Here is an 18,972-nt window from a genome sequence, read left to right as displayed (position 1 = left end):
GTCATATCACCAGTGGAAGGTCTTGGCTTGGGCGGCATCGACGAGCTTGACGTCGAGCGGGACCTCCTTCGGAACGGTGGCACCCCACTTCTTGGCGAGCGCCATGGCGAGCCCGATGCGCACCATGTCGCCCGGGAACTGGGCCGCGGTCACGATGAACTTGGAGTTTGGCTTCGCGATTGCCTGCACTGCCTCTGGCGCACCGTCGACCGAGCTGAGCTTGATGTCCTTGCCGCTCGCCTCGATCGCCGAGAGGACGCCCATCGAGCCGCCGTCGTTGACGCTGAAGATCCCCTTGAGGTTGGGGTGCGACTGAATCATGTTCTCGGAGACCGACAGCGCCACGTCGCGTTCCTGCTTGCCGTTCTGCGTCTCCACCAGCTTCACGCCGGGGAATTTGCCGAGCGCTTCCTTGCAGCCCCGGACGCGCTCCAGGATGGGCACGACGGCGATGCCGTCCAGGATCGCCACCTCGCCCTGTCCGCCGATGGCCTTCGCCATGTATTCGCACGAGATGCGTCCGGCATCGAAGTTCTTGGAGCCGACGAATGCATCGACCGGCCCTGCGGCATTGGCGTCGACCGCCACCACCGGCAGTCCGGCGGCATGCGCTGCTTGGATGGCGGACTGGATACCGGCCGAATCCGTCGGATTGACGAGCAGAACGTCGACCTTCTGCTGGATCATGTCCTCGACGTCGCTGATCTGCTTGGTAACGTCGTGCTTGGCGTCGGTCACGACGACAGTCGCCCCGACGGTCACGGCGGCGTCTTCGAGCGCCTTGCGCATCGTGACGAAGTACGGGTTGTTGAGCTCCTGGAAGGACATGCCGATCTTGAGCGGCTTGCCCGTCTTCCGTTCCGGCTGACTGCCGGGACTCTGCTGCGAGCAGCCGCCAAGCGCCGACGCCATCAGCGCCCCGGCGGAAATGCCGAGCGCGATCCGCGTCGAGCTACGATTTACGATACCCATGATCATCCTCCCTGTTGTCGCCGGTCGGTTCGTCGCCGGCAGATTGATAGTCAGCTGGCCCACTCGGGCTCGGCGGCGTTCTCGCGCCGCAGCTTGCGGTATTCGCGCGGACACATTCCGGTCATCGCGCGGAACCGGCGGTTGAAGTTTGACAGGTTCTGGAAGCCGACGTCGAAGCAGACTTCGATGATCGGCCGCTCGTCGTGCGCCAGCATTTCTCGCGCTCGGTTGATTCGCATCTCGGTAACGTAGGAGACGAAATTGCTCCCAGTCGCGCGCTGGAAATGACGTGAGAACGTACTCGCCGACATGCCCGTCAGCGCAGCCAGATCGCCTTCGCGCAACTCTTCCACAAGGTTGACCGCGATGTGAGCGAGAATGAAGTTCATGGGCTGCGCCATGAGACCCTTCGGATCGCGCTGGTAGCTGACGCTCGCGAGCAGACGGTGGTCGGATGACCGGCTGAGCACGTCCATCAGATCGAAGAACGCGCCGAGGCGACCCGGTCCCGACGCATTCAAAAGGCGCCGGAAGACAGGCTCTACCTGGGAACTTGTGCCTGAGGCAAACCGGATCCCCCGCGCGGCGTCCGTGAGGATGCCGCGCATCGCGTCAGTCTCAGGAAAGAGCGCGAGGAACCGGTCAGCAAAATCTTGGGAGAACTGCAGGACGAGCCCACGTTCGGGTATGACGGTCCCGGGTGCGACGTCGCTCAGCCAGTTGTGCGGGACGTCGGGCCCGGTCAAGACGAGATCTCCAGGAGCGAACGGGCCGATGTAATCGCCGACGAACGCGCGGCCGGTCGTCGCCGTCACTAGATGAAGCTCATATTCCGGGTGAAAGTGCCAGCGCACCGTCTTATAGGGGTAGCCGTGCGCCCAGGCCTTGAAGGACTGACTCGTCGAGACGGCAACGACCTCGAGATCGGGTTGGGACGCAACCGTTGCGGGCTGGGCGACCATTAGTTGGTGACCCTCGTTTTGTCGCACGCGCCTGTCCCGAACTTGTCGCTCACGTTCACGAGCCTCTCCCTTGGCGAGCCGGATCTCTCTCCCGCTTCTGCATTGGGACAGTTACGCCTTGATCTTACCCATCCTCTACTGCCCTCTTTGAGCCGCACCGATACTTTTTTGCAGTCCGGTAGCTGCTGATTGCCTCGCCCGGAACGAACGCGTCAGCGCTCGCTGCGGGGACAGTCTGCTCCTATTCCTTGCCCGGAATATGGTTCAGCACCGTCTCTTAACCTCGCAGTCTGATCCAGACGATATCTGTCTGCCGACATTATTACGATCTCCGCTGAAGTAGGCAAGGTCCTCGACGCGATACCGGGCACACCGACTACGGTTCGATCTACTCCAGTCTGTAGAAACGCTGATTTCAGACCACCGAAAGTGTTTACCGCTTTCGAACAGGCTAGATCATCATGAACACGCGAACTGACCTTTATAGTTTCCATGTCGACGTACATCGGTCAAAATAAATTGCCTCGCGCCAGCTGGATTTCCGTTTGCGACCTCGGTTCTGTCGCGCATGTAGCGCATGATTGCGGACATTCTTCAGCGGTCGTGCGGGGCAACAATCATCACGGACCGAAGCGGTGAAAGCAAGAGCGGAATCCATCAAGCCGAAACGCTGAACACGCTAGACGGGCTCTCAAAAGCGTTCACGGTATTTCGCTTAGTGGTTGCCGAACAAGCGGTCATTCGCGGAACCGCGGCTATCTTGCGAGCGATCTTACAGACAAAGACGGGCAGCTACTGCGCTATGCATTCAACTGTCGCAACTGCTTGAACATGTCCATGTAGCTGGAGAACACGCCATCTACATAATATGCGAGCAGGGGCGTGTCGGAGTACGCGTGATCCGCGGTCGATGCGAACCGTTCGATAAGATGATCGGTGCCTGTAGCGAGCTTGCCGGCTTCGAACTCCACCGCCGGAAACGTCGCGGTCTGCCCTACGGCTTCCATCCGCGCTCGCAGCTTCAGATGAGTGTCGTCGCCGTAGTCGAAGACGATGTATTCTGCGTTTGGCGTAATACGAGACTCCGTCAGGAAGATCCTGAGCTTGAGGCAGAACGGGCAGTTGTGCTTCAGGTATATCGTGGGTTTCGTCGAAGCTGCGGTCACGGGATTGTCATTTGTCGATGGTTACATTGGCCGACTGAAGCAACAGTTGGAGCCCGGTCAGAGGCATGGGTCTGCGGCAAGCCGAAGGGTGGCCGGCCCGGAGTTTAATGACGTTTCTGGCGCGGACGCTCCGTGCACGGCAGGATACGCACGAAGTGTCCGATCGTTTTGGAGGTCCCAAGACGGTCTGGGTCAGGCGCCGGCCGCTGTGGCGATCTCGGGTTCGAGGGTTGCGACGAACCCGTCCATCGTCCGCTCGCCCATGTCGACGACCTTAGCTCCGCCTCCCGCGACGATCGTCACGTCGGTGATGCCTATTACGCCGAGAATGAGCCGCAGATACTGGGCGGCAATGTCGCGGTCGCGGATCGGAGATCCTTCGGTGTAGACGCCTCCGGATGCGATCAGCACGGTTGCCTTCTTGCCGGTGACGAGGCCGCTGCCGTCAAACCCGAGGGTCAGGCCCTTGCGGACGATGTGGTCTACCCAAGCCTTCAGCGCGGCGGGCACGTTGTAGTTGTACACGGGCGTTGCGATGACGAGGTGGTCGGTGGCCAGGATCTCGCGGACGAGCTCGTCGGAAAGGCGTAGCGTCTCCTTCATCTCGGGCGAGTGCATCTCTGTGGGCGTGAAGTAGGCCTGAAGCCATGGCGCGGTGACGAACGGCAGATCGGTGGTTATGAGGTCGCGTTCGACCACCTGGCCGCCAACATGGGCGGCCTGCCAGTCGGCCACGAAACGACGGGTCATGGTGCGCGAGATGGATTGCGCGCCACGCGGACTGGTTTCGACGACGAGAAGTTGGGTCATTTGTAGTTCTCCTGATAAATTAACCGAAGCGGAAGCCGGAGATCGGCTTGCCAAGAGCGTGGCCATGGAAAGCGATGTGTCCGGCCTCGCCGGACGCGGCGCCGGCCGCCACCATCAGCGGCAGCAGGTGGTCCTCGTGCGGCTGGGCCTGCCGCGCCCCGGGCGCCTGCGCCCATTCGGCCAGCGAACTATCGCGCGTTTCGCCCGTCACCATCGCCCGGCGCAACCAGTCGTCGAAGGCCTCCGCTTGGGGATCGGCTCCGCCGTCCCCGCCCATGAAGCCCCTCATGTTGTGGTAGGTCTGGCCGCTGCCCACGATCAGCACGCCCTCGTCGCGCAGCGGCTTCAGGGCGCGTCCGATCGCGACATGCCGGGCGGGATCGAGCCCGTGCTGCAGGGAAAGCTGAACCGTAGGGATGTCCGCAGCGGGGAACATTACCTTGAGAGGCACGAACACGCCATGGTCCCAGCCACGCGACCTATCCGCCCTGCTCTCGATCCCCGCTTGCCCAAGCAACTCGAGGACGCGCAACGCCATGTCCGGAGAGCCGGGAGCCGGCCAGGTCAGCTGGTAGGTGTGGGCTGGAAAGCCGCTGTAATCGAAGAGAAGCTGCGGCGCGGCGCCGGCGTTCACCGTCAGGCACTGCTCCTCCCAGTGGCCCGATATCACGAGGATCGCGCGCGGTGCCTCCTCCAGCGTGCCGGAGAAGCCGCGAAGGTAGTCCTCCAGCTCGGTCCAGGTATCCCGCATTGGGCCCGGATCAAGGAAGAAGCAGGGACCACCGCCGTGGTTGATAAAGAATGTCGGTTGCATTTGACCGATGTAGGCAGCTGAGCCACAGCCTGGGAGCGATCAATTTCCGATCGTTTCCATCGGCGGGGGTGATAGTGCTTGGTAATCTTAGCCTCGACCAGCTCCGTGTACTTGTCGCCATCGCGGATACCGGGAGCTTCTCCGCCGCAGGTCGCGACCTGAGGCGCGTGCAGTCGGCGATCAGCCAGTCGGTCGCGACGCTTGAGGCGATTCAGGGCGTGGCGCTGTTCGACCGCAGCGGCCACAAGCCGCAGCTGACGGCAGTCGGTCGCGTGCTTGTGGACCAGGCGAGGATGGTGCTGGCGAGCGCCGCCCGCTTCGAGTCGGTTGCGGCAGGCACCCGGAACGGCCTTGAACCCGAACTCGCGCTGGCGATCGATCCTCTCGTGCCCACCGCGCCGCTGATCGACAGCCTCAGCGCGCTCAGCGACACCTTCCCGCACCTTCCGGTCACCTTCTCAACGGAAGGTTTAGGCGGCTCGCTCCGGCGCCTACGCAGCGGATCCACCGCGCTCGCGATCTGCCTGCTCTTGCCCGACATCCCCGACGACATCGCCGCCTACCCGCTGCTCCGGATCGCGATGCAGCCGGTGGTCGGGTCAGAGCATCCACTGGCATCGCTCGGACGTCCCGCCACGCGCGGCGATCTCGAATCCCACGTCCAACTGGTGCTGTCCGACCCGGTGGATCCCGGCGGTCCGGCCTACGGAGTTGCAGGAGCGCGTCTCTGGCGCTTCGTCGACCTTGGTAGACGGCTCGACTTCCTGCTTGCGGGGTTCGGCTGGTGCCGAATGCCCGGTCACCTCGTCTCGGCTCACGTCGCGCAAGGACGATTGGTCGGGTTGGATATCGAGAACGACCCAACACCTCGCGAGGGACTCACGATCTATGCAGCACACCGGCGGGACCGCGCGCTAGGTCCCGCCGGGCGCTGGCTGCTGGACAGGCTGCGGCAGCGCCTATCGTCGCCGTGAACACCGCATCCGGCAATGGCTTATCGCTCCTCGCCACCGCGGCGGGGGATGGGCTGAATGAGGGGTTCTGGGGGTAGATCGGCGCCCCGGAGTCCGACCTGTATCGTCATCGAACTTATTCGGATGGATACTAGTTGGTCAAAATGAAGGAGTTCATTCTCGATCAGCTGGCCTTCGGTGGTCGGAAGGAGGTCATCGCCGCCGTCTGGGAGTACGTCCTCTGGTTGGAAATCGCCTACAAGATAATCGAGAAGGATAAGGTCAGGACTTATCGGGATTCAAGGCTCACTGCAGGCTTCCAGAAGCTGGAGAACGCATTCATCCGCCTTTTTGAGACGGCGCGAAGGCGTGCCATCATCTTCAATCGGAAGTCGATAACTGAGGACGACTACTTCGCAGCACTCAACGAGCTGGGGTGGAAAGTCCTTAAGGACCTTGATCGCGAGATTGTGGATCTTCTACCCAAGGGATCGGAGCTGTTGTTGGAGTTGCTTTCCCAGAGCGACGGATTAACGTCTGAGAAGTTTAGGTACTTCTGCGGTAAGAGAATCAATAACGCCGACGACATCAATCGCCTGCTCGACATCATGATCTTGAGCGGAAGCATCGGCGTGATTGAGGGCGGTGTCACGCGGTACATGTTTAATACCGGATACAAGCGGCAGTACCTTTCCGCGAAGATGAAGGCGAACCCTCAGATTGAACTGGTGATCCATTCGACCTTCATGACGGCGATCCTCTGACCTCATAACTGCGTCCAAGCCGCATTCCTTACGCAGGAGGCGGCGTATCGGAGATCGAATGTCGTGACTTCGCTAATCGAAATCAGATCCACGAGGCATTGGCAATAGAGCGTCCTTGCAAGTCTAACGGGCGCCGCATTTTCTAATATTTTGCGCTTAGCGAATGTTACGGCAGAATCCTTGTTGGGTTTGTTCGGCACGTTGGTGATGAGTTGATAAGCGCCAAGCCTTCGCTGGCGGATGGCAGCTAACCGCCGTTCCTAGGTCGCACAAAGAGCGAATTCAGCCGTTGGAAAGCTGCCGTTTCACAGATGAATGAATGGCCGGAAGTCGAAGGTGGGAAAGGGCGCTCGAATGTCCACAAGTGGGTCGTCGCGACGGCGGTCGATCAACCTCGCCGCCCGAAGCGCTGCCGAGAAACGGCTTCATGCTTGACATGATGAGATCCAAAATGGGGCAAGTTTGGGGCTTCGGTCGCAACGATGGGCTACGGGCTTGGCTACAGGAGCAACATCGCGGAAGGGAGCGACCAGATCAGCGGGGAGGAGCGAAGATTGGCGTTCCTTGCGCAGACCAGCTGACGCGTTGGATCCGGGGCGCGCGTTTTGCCGTGCACTTCATGTCAGGCGCGGGATTTGCATGATAGACGATCCAGGTCTCTCGTCCGCCGGCGGCGGTGAAGAAGCCATTATGGCCCGGCGCGTAGATCCCCGCGGCAGGGGCCTTCGCCACCACCGGGCGGGGTGCCTTGCGCCAGACTGCGGGATCGAGCGGATCGCTCCCGCTCGGGGCACTGAGTAAGCCGATCGCGTAATCGTCCGACCAGCACGCGCTGGCGGAGTAGCTCAGGAAGAGGTCGCCTTTCGGCCCGGCCAGAAATTCGGGCCCCTCGAGTATCTGCCGTCCGCCGCGGCGCTCCCAGTCGCGATCGGGGCGCGCGATGATGCTTTCCGCTCCGACCAATGTCCACGGATTGACCATTTCGACGATCGCGAGTTCGCTGTCTGGCCCGACATAAGGCGAATAGACGAAATAGCGTTTGCCGCCATGGCTGAAGGTTGTGCCATCGATGCCGGGGTGCGCCGTCTTCAGGCGGCCGCGGTCGATCCATGTCCCGCGCGTCGGGTCCGCGTCGCTACTCTCCAGAACGAAGATGCCGCGATGCGCATCGTCGTCATGCCCGCTCTCGGCGGCGGTATAAAATATGTACCAAGCGCCGCCGATCCGGTGCAGTTCGGGCGCCCAGATCGATTGCGCGTTTGCGCCGGTCTTGGGCGGCGTCCACACCGTGACCTCCGGTGCATCCGCCAGTCGCGCAAGGTCCCTGGTCTTGCGAATCGCCAGGCGGTCGCCGAGCGTGTTCATGTAGAAATAGGTCTTGCCTTGCCGGACGATCCACGGATCGGGCCCCGAGGGCAGCAGCGGATTGGTAATTTCCGTTGCGGCACCGCGGGCCTCGGCGGCCGTGGCCGGCGGAGCCAGCGCCGCCAGCCCGACGATGCTCAGCAGCGCGAGCGAGCGGATCCGAGTCACGTTCATTTGTCCGGGAATGCGGCGACGATCGCGTCATATTGCGCGCGCGAGATGCCGATCATTGATCCGTGGCGCAGCCCGGCGGGCATCTCGTAGCGATTCCATTCTGGCACGCCGCTATTGCCCGACACCTGGAACCACGGCCCGGCGAGCTTCGGTGCCATCGACAGGCCATAGCTGGTGCCGGCATATTGCTCGTAATACAGCATCCACTCCTTCCCGCTCGGCGCCCGGATCAGCGTCGGCGCTTCGCGGAAGTTGGGGCTGAGCGGGCGACTGGGCAGCGGATAAGGGCCAAGCAGCTTGGCCGCGCAGCTCATTCGTACCGTCTTGCCGGTGGTCCATGCGTAGGATGGGTAGCGTTCGTCCTTGATGATCGCGCAATAGCCGCCTTTGACATCGTCGTTCGGCGTGATGATCGTATCGATCGTCGCCATGTTCCAGGCGAACAGCCGGCGTGGCGGCGCGGCGAAGGTCTTGAGGTCCTTCGACTGGACGTACAGCGTGCGCTGGCTGCCCCAATAGCGTTCGGGATCTTCCTCGGAGCCTTCGAGACTGGGCGTGTGCCAGGTCAGCAGGAACTGGCCCGACGGCTTGTCGAAGAAGAGCTTCGGTGCTCCGATCCGCTGCAGCGGGTGCGGATACCCAGGGACCGCCTGCAAGTCCGGTTGATAGGTGCCATAGGGCGTCCAGCGCACCAGATCGTCCGAGACCCAGAAGTGGATCAGGGGATCATCGTCGCCCTTGTTGCCGACGAGATAATAGCGCCCGTCGCCGCCCCGCGCCACCGAGGCATGGCCATGATAGTCGGCCGAGACGGGCTTGCCGGCGTTGACCTGCCGCCAGTGCAGCCCGTCGAGGCTGACCGAATAGTACAGGACGCCGTAGTGTTCCTTGGTCATGTGGAGAAAGAGATAGGCCTTCGCGGGATCGACATACGGCGTGACCGGCCCGCCCGGAGCGACCTGGGCGCCCACCCCGCTGCCGGAGACCACGGCCAAGGCCAGACCTACGCCCAACCCGGCGCGCACGATCGATCGAACCAGACGCATCGCTCCAAATCCCTCCTCTATCTTTAAGTCATACAAATACGATTATATGGGTCATGTCTAGCGTGTCTGTTAGAAATCGAAAGGCTGAGCACGTTCTTGGCGCGATACGAGAAAGGCGTCCGCGACAAGTTGTAGCGGACGCAGATCGACGTCGCTTTGGCCGGCGCGGACGAGCGCAGCGAAGCGGTCATAGAGGCGCGGATATTCGCCAGCGTCGGCGCCAAGGGCTATTTCGGCGTTATCGATGAAGAGGCGCTTGCCGCCCTCGTTGAGGTGAAGCGTACCGCCGGTCGTCTCGACCGTGATAGTCCAGCTTTGTGTGCCCGTTTGGAGGAAATCGAGATCGAGAAGCACCGGCGCGTCGTTGGTCAGGCGCAGCGCGATCTGCGCGGCGATCGGGGACGCGCGATTGGCGGGGACGAAGATCGTGCCGCTCTCGACGATGAGATCGTGCGGGAGGATCCCGGTCGCGATCGACACGGCGTTGATACCGGGATCGAACACGCCGAAGCCGCCGGCTGCAAGGATCCACTCCTGTCCGGGATGCCAGACGCGAATGTCTTCGCGCCAGTGGATCGCGACGTGTGTCACGGTGCGCCGTGCGAGCCAGTCGCGGGCCGCATCCACGCCCGCGGCTTCGCGCGAATGCCAGCTGGCAAAGAGGGTCACCCCCCGTTCGGCGGCGAACCTGCGCAACGCAGCGACCTCGCTCACCGTTGCGCCGGGCGGCTTTTCGATCATCACATGCTTGCCCGCCGCGATCGCCGCGCGGACGATACGATCACGACCATTGGGCGGCGTGCAGATTGACACCGCGTCGAGCGGGGGCCCGTCGGCGAGCATCGCTTCGATGCTTGCGAAATTAGGATGGTCGTCGAGCGCGGCATGGCGGCTCGCGGCGGCGACGAGGACGAAGTCGTCGGAAGCGGCGATCGCTGGGAGATGCTGGTCGCGCGCGATCTTGCCTACGCCGACGATACCGAGTCGCCACGGCTCTGCTCGAAGAGGCGTCATCTTATGAACCGATCTCGCGGGACTCGCTCGGCAGCCGCATTATCTCTCCGCGATTTTCTTTTATCCGATAAATCGGCTTTCTATCGATAGGTCGCTGGGCTATCAACCGCAAAAGCGTTGCCGCGCGCTCGGCACGCAGGTGTAGCTTGGGGAGGCGAAGATGGTCGGCTATTCAACCGCGCGGCGCGGGAGCGTCGTAAAGTGAGCGACGGCATGGTGAAGTTGCGGTCGCGCGCATGGTTCGACAACACCGCCAATCCCGACATGACCGCGCTCTATATCGAGCGGTATCTCAATTACGGGCTTAGCCTGGAAGAACTCCAGTCGAACCGGCCGATCATCGGCATCGCGCAGTCGGGCTCCGACCTTGTGCCGTGCAACCGCCACCATCTGGTGCTCGCCGAGCGCGTCCGCGACGGCATTCGCGATGCGGGCGGTATTCCGATCGAATTCCCGACGCATCCGCTGCAGGAGACGGGCAAGCGCCCGACCGCCGGGCTCGACCGTAACCTCGCCTATCTGTCGCTGGTCGAAGTGTTGTTCGGCTATCCGCTCGACGGCGTCGTGCTGACAATCGGGTGCGACAAGACCACGCCTGCCGCGCTGATGGCGGCGGCGACGGTCAATATTCCTGCGATCGCGCTGTCGGTCGGGCCGATGCTCAATGGCTGGCACAATGGCGAGCGCACCGGATCGGGCACGATCGTATGGAAAGCGCGCGAGCTGCTCGCGGCGGGCGAGATCGACTATAAGGGCTTCATCGAGCTCGTCGCTTCGTCGGCGCCTTCGACCGGCTTCTGCAACACGATGGGCACCGCGACAACGATGAATTCGCTGACCGAGGCGCTGGGCATGTCCTTACCCGGCTCGGCGGCGATCCCGGCGCCGTACCGCGATCGGCAGCAATGCGCCTGGGAGACCGGGCGGCAGATCGTCAAGATGGTCCATGCGGACCGCAAGCCCAGCGACATCCTCACCCGCGCCGCGTTCCTCAACGCAATCAAGGTCAATTCGGCGATCGGCGGATCGACCAACGCGCCGATCCACCTCAACGCAATCGCGCGCCACATCGGCGTCGAGCTGACGCTGGCGGACTGGGAGGTGGTGGGGTCGGACGTGCCGTTGATCGTCAATCTGCAGCCGGCGGGCCAATATCTCGGCGAGGATTATTATCGCGCCGGCGGCGTGCCCGCTGTCATGGGGATGTTGCTCGCCGCGGGCGAGATCGACGGCGAAGCCGTGACGTGCAACGGCAAGAGCGTCGCCGAAAATGTCGGCGGCAAGGCGACTGTGGATGTCGACGTCATCCGGACGCTTGCCGACCCGCTCATGCCGGCCGCGGGGCTATCGGTGTTCGGCGGCAATCTGTTCGACGGCGCGGTGATGAAGCTCAGCGTCATTTCAGAAGAGTTTCGCGACCGCTATCTGCGCAATCCGGCGGACCCCGAGGCGTTCGAAGGCCGCGTCGTCGTATTCGATGGGCCCGAGGATTATCATCACCGGATCGACGATCCGACACTGGAGCTAGACCAAAAGTCTGTGCTGATCATGCGCGGGGCAGGGCCGGTCGGCTATCCCGGCGGCGCCGAGGTCGTCAACATGCGACCCTCCGCCGCGCTGATCCGCGCCGGCGTCCACGCGCTGCCGTGCATCGGAGATGGGCGGCAATCGGGGACGAGCGGATCCCCGTCGATCCTCAACGCGTCGCCCGAGGCTGCAGTCGGCGGGGGACTGGCGGTGGCCGAGACCGGTGATCGGATCCGGATCGATCTCAAGACGCGGCGCGTCGATCTGCTTGTTTCCGAGGCGGAGATGACGCGGCGCCGGAACGCGCTCACGGCCGTCGAACAGACGCTCGCCCCGGCGTCGCAAACCCCGTGGCAGGAAATCCAGCGTGGTATCGTCGGCCAGTTCGATACCGGCGCGGTACTCGAGCCGGCGGTCAAATATCAGCGGATCGCGCAGCAGGGACTGCCGCGGGACAGCCATTGATCGCGCCGCGCGTGATCCCACGCGATCGGCGCGACGTGCTGGGCGAGGGGCTGTTATGGTCGGAGCGCGAACAGGCGGTGTATTGGACCGACATTCTCGGGCGCCGCGTCAACCGCCTGCGGCTCGCGGACGGCCGCGTCGATAGCTGGGAGATGCCGGGGACGATCGGCTGGATCGTTGAGCGCGAGGACGTGCCCGGTTTCATCGCGGGGCTGGACCGCCGCATCGTCGCGCTGACGCTCGATCCGCTGACGATCGTGCCGCTCGCCGATCCCGATCGAGGCGGCAACCGCATGAACGACGCCACGGCCGACCCGGCCGGGCGGCTGTGGGCCGGTACGATGGCGCTCGACGGCGCGCAGCCGACCGGCGCGCTCTACCGGATCGACCAGCAGGGTACCGTGACGCGGGTCGACGATGGCTATCGTATCGCAAACGGTCCTGCGATCACGCCCGACGGCCGCACGCTCTTCCATACCGACAGCGCGGTGCGCACCGTATACCGCTTCGTCGTGGATGCCGATGGCGGGCTCGGCCCGCGCGAAACCTTCATCGCGTTCGAGGCGGGCTGGGGTGACCCGGACGGCATGACGCTCGACGCCGAGGGCGGGCTGTGGATCGCCTGCTGGGGCGCGGGCTGCGTGACGCGCTTCGCCCCCGACGGGCGGCGCGACCGTTCGATCGCGCTGCCCGCGTCGCAGATCACCAATTGCCTCTTTGCCGGGCCCACGCTCGACCGCATGTTCGTGACTTCGGCATCGGACGGCGTCGACGAGCCACACGGCGGCGCGCTGTTCGAAGTTCATCCCGGCTGTATCGGCACGCCGACCCAACGCTATCGCGGATAAGATCAGAGGAGAGCAATGTGAAACGACAAAATGGTGCGGCACTGGCGGCGGGCGCGCTGGCCCTGGTTCTGGCGAGCCCTGCGGTCGCCGGCGAGGCGAAGCAGAGCAGCTTCGGCACGCTGCCCGACGGCCGCCCCGTCGCCGCGGTGACCTTGACCAATGCGCACGGCGTATCGGCACGCGTGATCGCGCTTGGCGCCGCGCTGCAGTCGATGATCTTGCCCGATCGCAACGGCAAACCGATCGATGTCGCGGTGGGGTACGACACGCTCGAGGGTTATGCCACCAAGCCCGAATTCTTCGGGGCGACGGTCGGTCGTGTCGCCAATCGCATCGCCGGCGGCCGTTTCACCTTCGACGGCCACACCTATCACACGCCGGTCAATAACGGCCCTAATTCGCTGCACGGCGGAACCAAGGGCTTCGACAAGGTGCTGTGGGAGGTCGTCAACGTGAAGAGCGGCCCGACCGCTTCGGTGACGTTGCGCTATGTCAGCCCCGATGGCGACATGGGCTATCCCGGCACGCTGACCACCTTCGCCACTTACGCGCTCGACGAGCGCAATCAGCTGACGATCGAATATCGCGCCACCACCGACAAGCCGACGCTCGTCAACATTTCGAACCACAGCTATTGGAACATGGCCGGCGCGGGCTCGCCCGGCGGCGCGATGGGGCATCTCGTCACGATCCCGGCCGAGCGCTACACGCCGACCGACGCGACGTCGATCCCGACCGGCGCCCTGCCGAGCGTGGCGGGCACGGTGTTCGACTTTCGCACGCCGCATCCGGTCGGCACGCGCGTGCGCGACGGGCGCGATCCGCAGATCGTCTATGGTCGCGGCTATGATCACAATTGGGTGATCGGCACCGCCGTCACGGCGCAACCGCATCTGATGGCCAAGGTGACCGAGCCGCAGTCGGGCCTCGGCTTCGAACTGTGGTCGAACCAGCCGGGGTTGCAATTCTATTCGGGCAATTTCTTCGACGGCACCGTGGTCGGCAAGGGCGGGCAGATCTATCGCATGGGCGATGCGATCGTGATGGAGCCGCAGCTCTTCCCCGACGCGCCCAACCAGCCGAAATTCCCGTCGGCACGGCTGGATCCCGGCCAGACCTATCGCAACGTCATCATCTACAAATTCACCCTCGATGCGAAACGCTGAGGTGCGGGAGGCTATCATGACGAGATTCACCGTACTCCTGTTCGGCACGGCGGCGATCGTCGCCGCGGCGAGCGCCCCCGCGGAGGCGCGCGAGCGCTGGACGCCCCAGCAGGCCAACGGCTGGTACGCCAAGCAGCCCTGGCTGGTCGGCTCCAACTACACCCCCGCCTCGGCGATCAACCAGCTCGAAATGTGGCAGGCCGCCACCTGGGACCCGAAGCGGATCGATGCCGAACTGGCCCTGGCGCAGGGCATCGGCATGAGCACGATGCGCGTGTTCCTGCACGATCAATTGTGGGAGCAGGACCCGGAGGGCTTCAAGCGCCGCATCGAAGAATTCCTGACGATCGCCGCGCGGCACAAGATCAAGCCGCTGTTCGTTTTGTTCGACAGCTGCTGGGATCCCAATCCGGTGCTGGGGCCGCAACATCCGCCGATCCCGGGCGTGCACAATTCGGGTTGGGTCCAGTCGCCGGGCCTGCCAGGGCTGCGCGACCCGGCGCGCTACCCGAAATATCGCGCTTATGTCACGGGCGTAATCGGCGCGTTCGCCAAGGACAACCGCATTCTCGGCTGGGACCTGTGGAACGAGCCCGACAATCCCGCCGATCAATATAAGGGCCAGGAGGGCAAGGAGCCGCTGGTGCGCCACCTGCTGGCGCAAGTGTTCGACTGGGCGCGCGCTGCGGAACCGATCCAGCCCGTAACGAGCGGGGTATGGTGGCACGACGACTGGTCGCCGGGTGCCAAGCTGACTGCGATGGAGAAGCTCCAGCTCGAACAGTCGGACGTCATCACCTTTCACGACTATGGCTGGCCCGAGCAGTTCGAAGGCCGCGTGAAGCAGCTCAAACTTTACGGTCGCCCGGTGCTGTGTACCGAGTTCATGGCGCGCGGCAACGGATCGACCTTCGACGGATCGCTGCCGATCGGCAAGCGCTACAATGTCGCGATGATCAACTGGGGCTTCGTCGATGGCAAGACGCAGACGCGCCTTCCGTGGGACAGCTGGAAGAAGCCCTATACGATGGATGAGCCGACCTTGTGGTTCCATGAGGTGTTTCGCGCCAATGGAACGCCGTATCGCCCGGCGGAAACCGCCTTGATCCGGCGCCTTGCGACCGCGTCGAAGACGGTCGTGCCGACTCAATAAGCGCAAGTCAGCGGACGTCTTGAAAACGGCGTCCGCTGCACCGCCAACTATTGCCGTGGTCTGACAAATATGACTTGTCCTATCGAAGCCGGTTCGATAGGCCTAGACCTCAGCCGAATGGAAAAGTCGGCGAGTCCTTCAGGAGGGGTAGAAATGATTTCGAAATTCGCGGTACTTTCGTCTGTTTCCTTGTTCGCCCTGATCTCCGCGGCACCCGCTTTGGCTCAAGAGCAAGCACCGGCGCCATCTCAAGCCGCTGCGCAGGATGATAGCGCCGCCAGCGACATCGTCGTAACCGGAATCCGCGCCTCGCTCGCCAAGGCGGCTGACATCAAGCGCGATTCCTACAACGTCGTCGATTCGATCGTCGCCGACGACATCGGCAAGCTGCCCGATCGCACCGTCGCCGCCGCGCTCCAGCGCGTCCCTGGCGTGCAGGTCACGGTCGGCGACAATAATGAAATCGTCAATCCGATCATCCGGGGTCTGCCCGACATCCTGACCACGCTCGACGGGCGCGAGATTTTCACCGGGACGGGTCGCGGTTTCAGCTATCAGGATCTGCCAGCGGAGGCGTTGGCGGGTGCCGACGTCTATAAGTCGAATTCGGCCGAACTAATCGAAGGCGGCGTTGCCGGCGTCATCAATCTGCGCCTGCACAAGCCGTTCGACTTCAAGGGCTTCACGCTCGCCGGCAATGCGCGCGCGGTGTATAGCGGCAATGCGCAGGAGGTTAATCCGGTACTCGGCTTGCTCGTTTCGGACCGCTTCGAAACCGGACTCGGCGAGATGGGCCTGCTGGCCGACGTGTCCTATTCACACAACGTGTTCGACCGCCCGGTTGCCTTCAATTGCGATTTCCGCAGCGGCACGCAGGGCCCTCCGGGAGCCGCCGGCGTCATCGCGCCGACGTGCGTTGGCGGCGTTGAGCAGCAGGGCACGTACGAGCGCAAGCAAGCCAACGTGGCCTATCAGTGGAAGGCCGCGCCGGGCCTTGAGATCTATGCCAACGGCCTATACACGCGCTACAGCAACAAGTCGGCAAGTTATTTTCAGATCGACGATGTGTTCAGCGGCACCTCCTTCAGTAATGTACAAAAGACGAACGAGTGCAAGAATTATGCTGTCAACAGCGCGGGTTTCTATGATCCCGCCGGCACGGTTCAGAACCTATGCACCGCCAGTTCATTTACTTCGACCGGGCACGGCGGCTTCACTAGCACGCAAGCGCATTACGATCGAACCTCGGTGTATATTATCTCAGGCGGCGCCAAGTATACGTCGGGCAATCTGAGCCTAAACGCCGACGTTTCGTACCAGCATTCGCAGGTGCGCAACCAGAACTTCATTCTCGACATCTTTAAATCGGGCAACGGCATCACCACCGACGTGGCGACCAACGTCAACGGCGGCACCGTCTACACTGACACGGTCAACGGCCTGGGCGACCCGACGAATTTTGCGCTGTCGCCGCTGAACCAGGACAACATCCGCGATCGCGGCAAGGAGTTTGCCGCAAAGATCGACGGAACCTATCGGGTCGGCAGCATCCTGGACAATATTCAGTTCGGGGCGCGCTATGCCGATCACAGCGCGACGCATCAGCAATCGCTCGGCGGCGTGTGCCCCGTCGGCGTGTGTGGGACGCTCATTGCGAACGTACCGTTCCTTGATTCAAACTTCCTCGTCCACGCGCTGGGTACGCCGACGATCAACAATGGCTTCGGCATCATCGTTCCGAACCAGGACGAACTGCGTGACCCTGCCGTTCAAGACAAACTGCGGGCGCTTTATGGGCTCGGTGCCGGCTTCCCCAATTTCACGCCAGATCGCTCCTTCTCTGCGTCCGAAAAGACTTATTCGGCCTATCTCCAGGCCGCTTACAAGGTCCCGATCGGCGGACCGATCACGCTTGATGGCCAGATCGGCGGGCGATACACGCGGACCGAACGTCAAATCGCAGGTGCGTCGTTCGTGACCCCGGCGTCGACGACGGCGGTGCCCAACCCGGTGCCCGTTTTGACGCCGTTCGGTGCGAGCACCACCGACAACGACTTCCTGCCGAGCGCGAGCGCGCGGTTGCGGTTCGGCGGTGGCCTGCAGGCGCGCGCCACCTACTCGCGCGCGATTGCACGGCCGAGCTTCGGCGATCTCAACCCCGGGCTGAGCTATCTGATCTCGACCAACAGCCTGATCCTGCCAGCCGGGTCGGGCGGCAATCCGGATCTGCGACCGCAAAAGTCGGACAGCTACGACGCCACGCTCGAATATTATTTCTCGCGCAATGGCTTCGTTGCCATCGGTGGCTATTACAAGGACATTAAGGACCGCGTGATCAGCCAGAGCCAGGTTGAGATGATCAACGGATTCAACTATAACATTACCCGCCCGCGCAACGTTGGCGCCGTGACGCTCAAGGGGATCGAGGTCAGCGCGCAGACCTTCTTCGATTTCCTGCCCAGCGCGCTGAACGGCTTCGGGGTCTTCGGCAACTTCACGCTCGCGGACAGCAAGGTTAAGACCGTCGGCGATCCGCTGTTCGGCCAGAACATACAGGGTGTATCGAAGTACAATTACAACATTGGTGGACTGTATGACAAGAAGGGCCTGACCGGCCGGGTCGTCTATACCTATCGGGGGAGCTATTATGACGAGAATTACGGCGGCACCAACGTCCGCCCGGTCGGCCAGTCACTGATCCTCAATCAGGTGCGTCCGAACGGCCGTCTCGATGCCAGCATCGGGTTCGAGTTTCGCAAGGGCGTCACGCTGTCGATCGATGGCACCAACCTGACCCGCGCCAAATATCGCAGCTATTATGGCGATTCGAACCTGCCGCGCGATTATCGCTACGACGATTCATCCTACTCGCTGGGCGTCGCAGTACGTTTCTGAGGTCGCTTCACGATGTCCCTGTCATCCGGTCGATGTGGATCGACCGGATGCCCCTTCGTCGCGGAAGTGGTCAAGAGCGGTTCCGTTTTTCTAGGTTACCTGCCGTTCAGTCGGTGGACGAGCGGACGATCAAGTCCATCACGTCGTCAATGATGCGCAGCATCGCGATGCGTGACGCTTCAGGGTCGCGCGCTTCGATTGCGAAAAGTACCGCTTCGTGCGCTGCGAGATCGGCGGTCCGGCCCTGGATACGGTTGGTAAAGCGGATAGAGGTGCGGAGCGCTGTCGCCACGACATCGCAAAATTGCGCGAAGAACGGATTGGTCGAAGCGCGCAGGATCGCGACGTGAAACGCAATGTCTGCCTCGAGCGTGTCGTCCTCGCCGGTTTCGGCAACGCGCATCCGGTTGAACCCGGCCCGGATCAGCGCCAGCCCGTTCTTGTCGGCAAAGGTCGCGGCGAGCGCCGCGGCGGCAGGCTCAATCGCGACGCGCAATTGATTGAACTCGCGCAGCAATTTGATCGAGAATTTGCGGTCGAGCAGCCAGCGCAGTACGTCGGGGTCGAGGAGGTTCCACGCGCTGTCGGGTTGAACGATGGTGCCTTGCCGCGGTCGCGCGCTGAGCAGGCCCTTGGTCGTCAACATCTTCACCGCCTCGCGTGTGACCGAGCGGCTGACGCCGTGCTGCTTCGACAATTCCGCCTCGGTCGGAAAGGCTTTCTTGGCATAACCACCGGTGACGATGGTCTTGCCCAGATGATCGAGCAGCCCGTACGTCAAATTACGCCCGAGCGAGATCCGGATTTCACCTGGATCGGTAGACATCGCTTGCACTCCCTGCGGTTCGCCTTGTAGGTATCATAGATCATATAAATGG

Annotated in this window: 16 protein-coding genes; 7 read left to right on the top strand and 9 right to left on the bottom strand. The window is 62.8% G+C overall.

The genetic code is table 11. The features are described 5' to 3' along the window. Positions 1-6: 6 nt before the first annotated feature. The 5 genes from RH91_RS19365 to RH91_RS19345 all read right to left on the bottom strand — a co-directional run bounded on the left by RH91_RS19365 (position 7) and on the right by RH91_RS19345 (position 4,724). The gene (locus RH91_RS19365; protein WP_232283609.1) at positions 7-1,035 is read right to left on the bottom strand and encodes an ABC transporter substrate-binding protein; all 1,029 of its coding nucleotides are present in this window, start codon (positions 1,033-1,035) and stop codon (positions 7-9) included. After that, the gene (locus tag RH91_RS19360; RefSeq protein WP_010164935.1) at positions 1,023-1,934 is read right to left on the bottom strand and encodes an AraC family transcriptional regulator; all 912 of its coding nucleotides are present in this window, start codon (positions 1,932-1,934) and stop codon (positions 1,023-1,025) included. Before RH91_RS19360 ends, RH91_RS19365 begins: the two co-directional genes overlap by 13 nt. A gap of 800 nt (positions 1,935-2,734) precedes the next feature. Then, a complete protein-coding gene (locus RH91_RS19355; protein ID WP_010164934.1) occupies positions 2,735-3,100 on the bottom strand; it encodes a glutaredoxin domain-containing protein in 366 nt (121 codons plus the stop codon). Between the two features lie 192 nt (positions 3,101-3,292). Then, complete coding sequence (locus RH91_RS19350) at positions 3,293-3,910, bottom strand: FMN-dependent NADH-azoreductase (protein ID WP_010164933.1); 618 nt, start codon at positions 3,908-3,910, stop codon at positions 3,293-3,295. Between the two features lie 19 nt (positions 3,911-3,929). Further along, complete coding sequence (locus RH91_RS19345; protein WP_010164932.1) at positions 3,930-4,724, bottom strand: DODA-type extradiol aromatic ring-opening family dioxygenase; 795 nt, start codon at positions 4,722-4,724, stop codon at positions 3,930-3,932. Between RH91_RS19345 and RH91_RS19340 the strand changes: the two genes are divergently transcribed. Continuing rightward, positions 4,712-5,698 (top strand): LysR family transcriptional regulator, encoded by a 987-nt coding sequence (locus RH91_RS19340; RefSeq protein WP_232283607.1) that lies wholly within the window; start codon positions 4,712-4,714, stop codon positions 5,696-5,698. The two genes, RH91_RS19345 and RH91_RS19340, sit on opposite strands and share 13 nt — an antisense overlap. 143 nt (positions 5,699-5,841) lie before the next feature. Beyond that, positions 5,842-6,441 carry a hypothetical protein gene (locus tag RH91_RS19335; protein ID WP_198283310.1) on the top strand — a complete coding sequence of 200 codons (600 nt, stop codon included), beginning with the start codon at positions 5,842-5,844 and terminating at the stop codon, positions 6,439-6,441. A gap of 534 nt (positions 6,442-6,975) precedes the next feature. Here the strand turns inward: RH91_RS19335 and RH91_RS19330 are convergent. The 3 genes from RH91_RS19330 to RH91_RS19320 all read right to left on the bottom strand — a co-directional run bounded on the left by RH91_RS19330 (position 6,976) and on the right by RH91_RS19320 (position 10,040). Continuing rightward, complete coding sequence (locus tag RH91_RS19330; protein WP_010164929.1) at positions 6,976-7,980, bottom strand: glycoside hydrolase family 43 protein; 1,005 nt, start codon at positions 7,978-7,980, stop codon at positions 6,976-6,978. Further along, on the bottom strand, positions 7,977-9,026 hold the full coding sequence (locus RH91_RS19325) for a hypothetical protein (RefSeq protein WP_010164928.1): 1,050 nt from the start codon (positions 9,024-9,026) through the stop codon (positions 7,977-7,979). Before RH91_RS19325 ends, RH91_RS19330 begins: the two co-directional genes overlap by 4 nt. Positions 9,027-9,095: 69 nt before the next feature. Further along, complete coding sequence (locus RH91_RS19320; protein WP_010164927.1) at positions 9,096-10,040, bottom strand: Gfo/Idh/MocA family protein; 945 nt, start codon at positions 10,038-10,040, stop codon at positions 9,096-9,098. Positions 10,041-10,253: 213 nt separating this feature from the next. Here RH91_RS19320 and RH91_RS19315 point away from each other — a divergent pair, with 213 nt between their 5' ends. The 5 genes from RH91_RS19315 to RH91_RS19295 all read left to right on the top strand — a co-directional run bounded on the left by RH91_RS19315 (position 10,254) and on the right by RH91_RS19295 (position 18,094). Continuing rightward, entirely contained in the window at positions 10,254-12,032 is a 1,779-nt protein-coding gene (locus tag RH91_RS19315) for an IlvD/Edd family dehydratase (RefSeq protein ID WP_010164925.1), read from the top strand. Between the two features lie 11 nt (positions 12,033-12,043). After that, positions 12,044-12,880, top strand: a complete 837-nt coding sequence (locus tag RH91_RS19310; RefSeq protein ID WP_010164923.1) for an SMP-30/gluconolactonase/LRE family protein — start codon at positions 12,044-12,046, stop codon at positions 12,878-12,880. 17 nt (positions 12,881-12,897) lie between these two features. After that, the gene (locus RH91_RS19305) at positions 12,898-14,046 is read left to right on the top strand and encodes an aldose epimerase family protein (protein WP_010164921.1); all 1,149 of its coding nucleotides are present in this window, start codon (positions 12,898-12,900) and stop codon (positions 14,044-14,046) included. A gap of 16 nt (positions 14,047-14,062) precedes the next feature. Beyond that, the gene (locus RH91_RS19300) at positions 14,063-15,199 is read left to right on the top strand and encodes a cellulase family glycosylhydrolase (protein WP_010164920.1); all 1,137 of its coding nucleotides are present in this window, start codon (positions 14,063-14,065) and stop codon (positions 15,197-15,199) included. 153 nt (positions 15,200-15,352) lie between these two features. After that, positions 15,353-18,094: a TonB-dependent receptor gene (locus tag RH91_RS19295; protein ID WP_029624087.1), complete on the top strand. Its 2,742-nt coding sequence runs from the start codon at positions 15,353-15,355 to the stop codon at positions 18,092-18,094. Positions 18,095-18,200: 106 nt separating this feature from the next. On the opposite strand, the gene RH91_RS19290 is transcribed toward RH91_RS19295, so the two are convergent. Continuing rightward, complete coding sequence (locus RH91_RS19290; protein WP_010164918.1) at positions 18,201-18,920, bottom strand: FadR/GntR family transcriptional regulator; 720 nt, start codon at positions 18,918-18,920, stop codon at positions 18,201-18,203. Positions 18,921-18,972: the final 52 nt, after the last annotated feature.

Source organism: Sphingomonas sp. PAMC 26617 (assembly GCF_000242835.1).
Taxonomy (GTDB): Bacteria; Pseudomonadota; Alphaproteobacteria; order Sphingomonadales; family Sphingomonadaceae; genus Sphingomonas.
Note: the sequence above shows the minus strand (reverse complement) of the source record. Positions and strands in the feature narration are given on the sequence as shown.

What these genes read in the sequence shown, in the direction of transcription:
- RH91_RS19360 (WP_010164935.1), bottom strand. Translation starts at nt 1,934, where the DNA reads ATGGTCGCCCAGCCCGCAACGGTTGCGTCCCAACCCGATCTCGAGGTC.
- RH91_RS19350 (WP_010164933.1), bottom strand. Translation starts at nt 3,910, where the DNA reads ATGACCCAACTTCTCGTCGTCGAAACCAGTCCGCGTGGCGCGCAATCC.
- RH91_RS19340 (WP_232283607.1), top strand. Translation starts at nt 4,712, where the DNA reads ATGTCGGTTGCATTTGACCGATGTAGGCAGCTGAGCCACAGCCTGGGA.
- RH91_RS19345 (WP_010164932.1), bottom strand. Translation starts at nt 4,724, where the DNA reads ATGCAACCGACATTCTTTATCAACCACGGCGGTGGTCCCTGCTTCTTC.
- RH91_RS19335 (WP_198283310.1), top strand. Translation starts at nt 5,842, where the DNA reads ATGAAGGAGTTCATTCTCGATCAGCTGGCCTTCGGTGGTCGGAAGGAG.
- RH91_RS19330 (WP_010164929.1), bottom strand. Translation starts at nt 7,980, where the DNA reads ATGAACGTGACTCGGATCCGCTCGCTCGCGCTGCTGAGCATCGTCGGG.
- RH91_RS19325 (WP_010164928.1), bottom strand. Translation starts at nt 9,026, where the DNA reads ATGCGTCTGGTTCGATCGATCGTGCGCGCCGGGTTGGGCGTAGGTCTG.
- RH91_RS19320 (WP_010164927.1), bottom strand. Translation starts at nt 10,040, where the DNA reads ATGACGCCTCTTCGAGCAGAGCCGTGGCGACTCGGTATCGTCGGCGTA.
- RH91_RS19315 (WP_010164925.1), top strand. Translation starts at nt 10,254, where the DNA reads ATGGTGAAGTTGCGGTCGCGCGCATGGTTCGACAACACCGCCAATCCC.
- RH91_RS19300 (WP_010164920.1), top strand. Translation starts at nt 14,063, where the DNA reads ATGACGAGATTCACCGTACTCCTGTTCGGCACGGCGGCGATCGTCGCC.
- RH91_RS19295 (WP_029624087.1), top strand. Translation starts at nt 15,353, where the DNA reads ATGATTTCGAAATTCGCGGTACTTTCGTCTGTTTCCTTGTTCGCCCTG.
- RH91_RS19290 (WP_010164918.1), bottom strand. Translation starts at nt 18,920, where the DNA reads ATGTCTACCGATCCAGGTGAAATCCGGATCTCGCTCGGGCGTAATTTG.